The organism is Aquabacterium sp. (genome assembly GCF_004297345.1).
Lineage (GTDB): Bacteria > Pseudomonadota > Gammaproteobacteria > Burkholderiales > Burkholderiaceae_C > Aquabacterium.
Genome location: NZ_SCTN01000376.1, coordinates 1 through 4453 on the forward strand (window position 1 = coordinate 1; position 4453 = coordinate 4453).

4 protein-coding genes and 2 pseudogenes are annotated in these 4453 nt (G+C 62.9%); 2 read left to right on the top strand and 4 right to left on the bottom strand.

Annotation, left to right across the window (positions count from 1 at the left end; translation table 11 throughout):
• Positions 1–309: pseudogene (locus EPO09_RS14210) on the bottom strand (TIGR02281 family clan AA aspartic protease); the annotation flags it as partial.
• 61 nt (positions 310–370) lie between these two features.
• Positions 371–862 (bottom strand): YajQ family cyclic di-GMP-binding protein, encoded by a 492-nt coding sequence (locus EPO09_RS14215; RefSeq protein WP_290643978.1) that lies wholly within the window; start codon positions 860–862, stop codon positions 371–373.
• A gap of 31 nt (positions 863–893) precedes the next feature.
• On the opposite strand from EPO09_RS14215, the gene murB reads away from it, so the two are divergent.
• Positions 894–1946 (top strand): UDP-N-acetylmuramate dehydrogenase, encoded by a 1053-nt coding sequence (gene murB / locus EPO09_RS14220; protein ID WP_290643979.1) that lies wholly within the window; start codon positions 894–896, stop codon positions 1944–1946.
• Between the two features lie 29 nt (positions 1947–1975).
• Here the strand turns inward: murB and EPO09_RS14225 are convergent, their stop codons facing one another.
• A complete protein-coding gene (locus EPO09_RS14225) occupies positions 1976–3181 on the bottom strand; it encodes an ATP-binding protein (RefSeq protein WP_290643980.1) in 1206 nt (401 codons plus the stop codon).
• Positions 3178–3885: a response regulator transcription factor gene (locus tag EPO09_RS14230; protein WP_290643981.1), complete on the bottom strand. Its 708-nt coding sequence runs from the start codon at positions 3883–3885 to the stop codon at positions 3178–3180. The genes EPO09_RS14225 and EPO09_RS14230 overlap by 4 nt, the downstream gene beginning before the upstream one ends.
• Positions 3886–4086: 201 nt before the next feature.
• Here EPO09_RS14230 and EPO09_RS14235 point away from each other — a divergent pair.
• Positions 4087–4453 (top strand): annotated as a pseudogene (locus EPO09_RS14235) (peptidoglycan-binding protein); the annotation flags it as partial.

Sequence of the window (4453 nt, forward strand, 5' to 3'; positions counted from 1 at the left end):
CAAGATGATCTGCGTGCCGGAAGCCCCGCCGCCTGAGCCACCAATGCTGACCGGCGCCTCACCCAGGCGCAGGGTCTGGCGCTTGCCAGCCACCTCGACGACGGATTGCTCAGCCCCCACACTCACGACCTTGACACCCTGAAAGGTGTCGCCAGCCGCCAAGGCTTTGGGCACCCCGCCGTTGACGACGAGCAGCACCTTGCTGCCCATGCCGCCGGTCATGGCCACACTCTGCGCCAAGGCCTGCAGCGGCCACGCCGCCGCCAGCGTCATGACCGCACACATCGCCAGCGCCTGCTTTGATGCCACGAGTTTCACTGCCGATTCTCCCTGTTGTTTATTGTTCGGCTGCATCACAGATCGCGCTGCCTCAATCGCGGAAGTTGTTGAAGGTCAACGGCGCTTCCGTCAGGTCTTTCTTCATCAAGGCCATCGCTGCTTGCAGATCATCGCGCTTGGCGCCCTGCACACGCACCGTGTCACCCTGAATGCTGGCATTGACCTTGAGCTTGCTGTCCTTGATCAGCTTGGTGATCTTCTTGGCCAGTTCGGCCTCGATGCCGGCCTTGAGCTTGATCACCTGCTTGACCTTGTCGCCGCCGATCTTCTCGGCCTTACCGATGTCCAGGAAGCGGATGTCGACCTGGCGTTTGGTCAGCTTGTTGTTGAGGATGTCGCGCACCTGGTCGAGCTGGAAGTCGCTGTCGCCCAGGATGGTGATTTCCTTTTCTTTTTCCTTGAATTCGATCGAGGCGCTGGTGCCTTTGAAATCGAAACGGGTACCGATTTCCTTGATGGTCTGGTCTACCGCATTGCGAACTTCGACCAGATTCGGATCGAGGACGGTGTCAAAACTGGGCATGTATTTCTCCTTTGTCTGCGAAAATTCTGCCATGCACACGCCGACCGCCGCTCCGCCCCCCTCTTCCCTCGTGATCGAAAGGGGGGCCAGCCTGCGTGCTTTCAACACGTTCGGCCTGCCAGCCAGCGCCAAGGTGCTGGTGCGGATCAGCTCGGAAGCCGACGTGAAGAAGGTGGTCAACGACCCCGAACTGGGCCGCGCTCCCAAGTTCATCCTGGGTGGCGGCAGCAACCTCGTGCTCACGCAGGATGTGGACCTGTGCGTGCTCAAGATCGAGATCAAAGGGCGGCGTTTGCTGGAAACACGCGATGATGCCTGGATTGTGGAGGTCGGCGCGGGAGAATCGTGGCACGAAACGGTGCAATGGTGCCTGGAGCAGGGCCTGCCCGGCCTGGAAAACATGGCGTTGATTCCCGGCACGGTGGGTGCGGCGCCCGTACAGAACATCGGCGCCTACGGTGTGGAGTTCAAAGACCGCTTTGAGTCGCTGGATGCCGTGGACATGATCACGGGCCGCACCGTCACGCTCAATACCCAGCAATGCGCCTTTGGCTACCGCGACAGCGTGTTCAAGCAGCACCTGGGCGGCAAGAGCGTGATCACCAAGGTTCGCCTGCGCCTGCCGCGCCCCTGGCAGCCCGTGCTCGGGTACATGGAGCTGGAGCGCAAGATCGCTGAAACCGCCAACATCGCACCCGATGCCCGACAAATCTTTGACTGGATCTGCGAAGTGCGCAGCGCCAAGCTGCCTGACCCCGCCGTGATCGGCAACGCGGGCAGCTTCTTCAAGAACCCGGTGGTCACGGCCGAGCAATGCCGAGACATCATCGGCCGCGACCCTGAAATCGTGCATTACCCCATGGACGATGGCACCTTCAAGCTGGCCGCTGGCTGGCTGATCGATGCCTGCGGCTGGAAGGGCAAATCCATTGGCCGCGCCGGTGTGTATGAGCGCCAGGCGCTGGTGCTGGTCAACCGAGGCGGCGCCAGCGGGGCCGAGGTGGTCACCCTGGCACGCGCCATTCAAGAAAGCGTGTACGGGCGCTTTGGCATCAGGCTGGAGCCCGAGCCCGTCGTGGTCTGATTCTGGCCTGGCCCTGGGTTCGGCTCAGCTCAGTTCAGCGGCAACACGATTTCAGCGCGCAAGCCACCTTCCGGTCGGTTCGTCAGCGTGATCTCGCCGCCTTGGCGATGCACCAGCTCGCGTGCGATGTAGAGCCCCAGGCCCACGCCACCCGCCCCCGAGCCGCGTGAGGTGTCCAGCCTGAAAAAGGGCTTGAAGACGGCGGCCAGTTGATCGGCCGGGATGCCTGGGCCCTCGTCGTCAACGGTGATGCGAAGCGTACCCGAACGGCCTGCTTGCCGAACGACATGAATGTCCGCCTGCTGCCCATATCGCAAGGCATTGCTGACCAGATTGCTCAGCACGCGCTTGAACGCCACAGGCTGGAGGCGCACCGTGGCCGCATCGCCGCTGGCCGTGACGGGCTGCCCCAACTCCTGCGCATCGTCGGCCATCGCCTGCACCATGGCCATGACATCAACCTGCTGGAAGGGCTCCTGATTGCGCTCCTCGTTGAGCACGTCCAGCACGGAGCCGATCAAGGCGTTGATGTCCTGCACATCCTGCACGCAGCGCTCGGCAACGGGATCCGGCAAGAGCGTTTCCAGGCGCATGCGCAAGCGGGTCAAAGGCGTGCGCAAGTCATGCGACACGGCGGCCATCATGAGGCTGCGCTGCTCGAACTGGTCTTTCAGGCCGCGGGCCATGTCGTTGAAGACGCGCGCGGTCTGGCGCACTTCCGCCGGGCCCGTCTGCTCGTTCAGCACCGGTAGATCACCGTCCTGCTGGAGCGCTGTCTGCAGTTCTCGGGATGCGGCACCGAGCCGCCGCATGGGCGCCGTCAACCAGCGCGAACCCAACCAGGCAGCCAAGCCCATCACCAGCACACGCGCCAGGTAATCCAGCCACATCCTGGGCGGCTCATGAAAACCGCCGTCGCCATGGTGAGGCGCCATCATGTGCGGTGGACCGCTCTGATCGCCAACCCTGCCGGCATCAGGTAAGTCATCTGGTCGCTCATGGTCGTGCGCACCAACAGGCGCCCCGCCTGGCATCCCGATCACGGGCGGCAGGTTCGGCAAGAACCAGCCCGGCACCATGTGCATGTGCCCATCGCCATGATGCCCTGGGCCGGGATCCGAAGGGCGCACCAGCCAGAAGCCCAGCAGGTGGCTCAAGACCAGCGTCACCCACAAGAGCAGGAACAGGCGCTTGCTCAAGGTATCAGCAAGGCAAGCACGCACCGAACCCTTCATGTTTGCACCTGGGTGGCAAACAGATAGCCCTCGCCCCGCATGGTCCGGATCAGGCCGCCGCCCTCTCCGGCATCCCGCAACTTGTGCCGCAAACGGGAGATGGTCAGGTCCACGCTGCGGTCACTGACCAAGGCGCCTGGCATGCGGGTCATGTCCACCAGGCGATCCCGAGACAGCACCTGGCCGGGATGCTCGATCAGCACGGACAGCAGGCGAAACTCGGCGCTGGACAGGTCCACCATGACCCGCTCCGGAGAAGTCAGGCGCCGTTTGACGCGGTCAAACACCCAGCCCTGAAAATGCGCAACGGGCTCCGGGCCCTTGTCGCTGCGAACGGGAGCGCCCCTCGCGCGGCGCAGCACCGCATGGATCCGCGCCACCAGTTCACGTGGCTCGAAAGGCTTGCCCAAGTAGTCGTCCGCCCCCAACTCCAGACCGATGACACGGCTGACCGGATCGCCTTGCGCCGTCAGCATGATGATGGGCATGACGGACGCGCCCCTGATCTGGCGGCAGATGTCCAAGCCATTGCCGTCGGGCAGCATGAGGTCCAGCAACATGACGTCGAAAGACTGCGCCTTGAGCGCCTCCCGCATGGCCTGCGCGGTGCTGACGGCCGTGACCGTCATGCCATAGCCGCTGAGATAGCCCTCCAGCAAAGTGCGAATCTCAATGTCATCTTCAACCAGCAAACAGGCAATCACGGCTACCTCAACTTCAGGAAAAACCAGCTTCGTGACGCAGGATAGCGAGCCGCCTTTGCCCTGTGTACAGCCGCAATCCGACTTCACAAGACTTCACACCCCAGCAACATGGCGCGCGCCAGAGGCGACCACCCTTGCTAGGGAGATGAGACCCGTCTGTGCCGTCCTATACTTTGAGGATTGATTCACGGAGGTCTGCTCATGCGTTCTAAAACCCAAAACGGCGCCATGTCGCGCTGGTCACTGTCCCTGCTGACCGCAGCCCTGGCATCTGCCATGCTGGCCGGTTGCGGCTCTACAGCCCCGACGCTGGGCGAAAACAAAGGTGTGGTGAGCGGCGCAGCCGGTGGCGAAAGCACTGAAGGCCAGAACTCGCAACTCGAGAACTGCCCGGAAACGCTGGGCACCCTGGCGATCGAAGAAGACACCACTGCGCCCTGGTACTACCAGCTGCACGAACACCAACTTGGTTCAACCATCCCCGTGCTGCGCCTGATGATCCAGCAGAGCAACTGCTTTGTGATCGTGGAGCGCGGCAAGAGCCTCAACAACATGATGCGCGAGCGTG

Coding starts and splice junctions, on each gene's coding strand:
- murB (WP_290643979.1), top strand. CDS start 894: ATGCACACGCCGACCGCCGCTCCGCCCCCCTCTTCCCTCGTGATCGAA.
- EPO09_RS14215 (WP_290643978.1), bottom strand. CDS start 862: ATGCCCAGTTTTGACACCGTCCTCGATCCGAATCTGGTCGAAGTTCGC.
- EPO09_RS14225 (WP_290643980.1), bottom strand. CDS start 3,181: ATGAAGGGTTCGGTGCGTGCTTGCCTTGCTGATACCTTGAGCAAGCGC.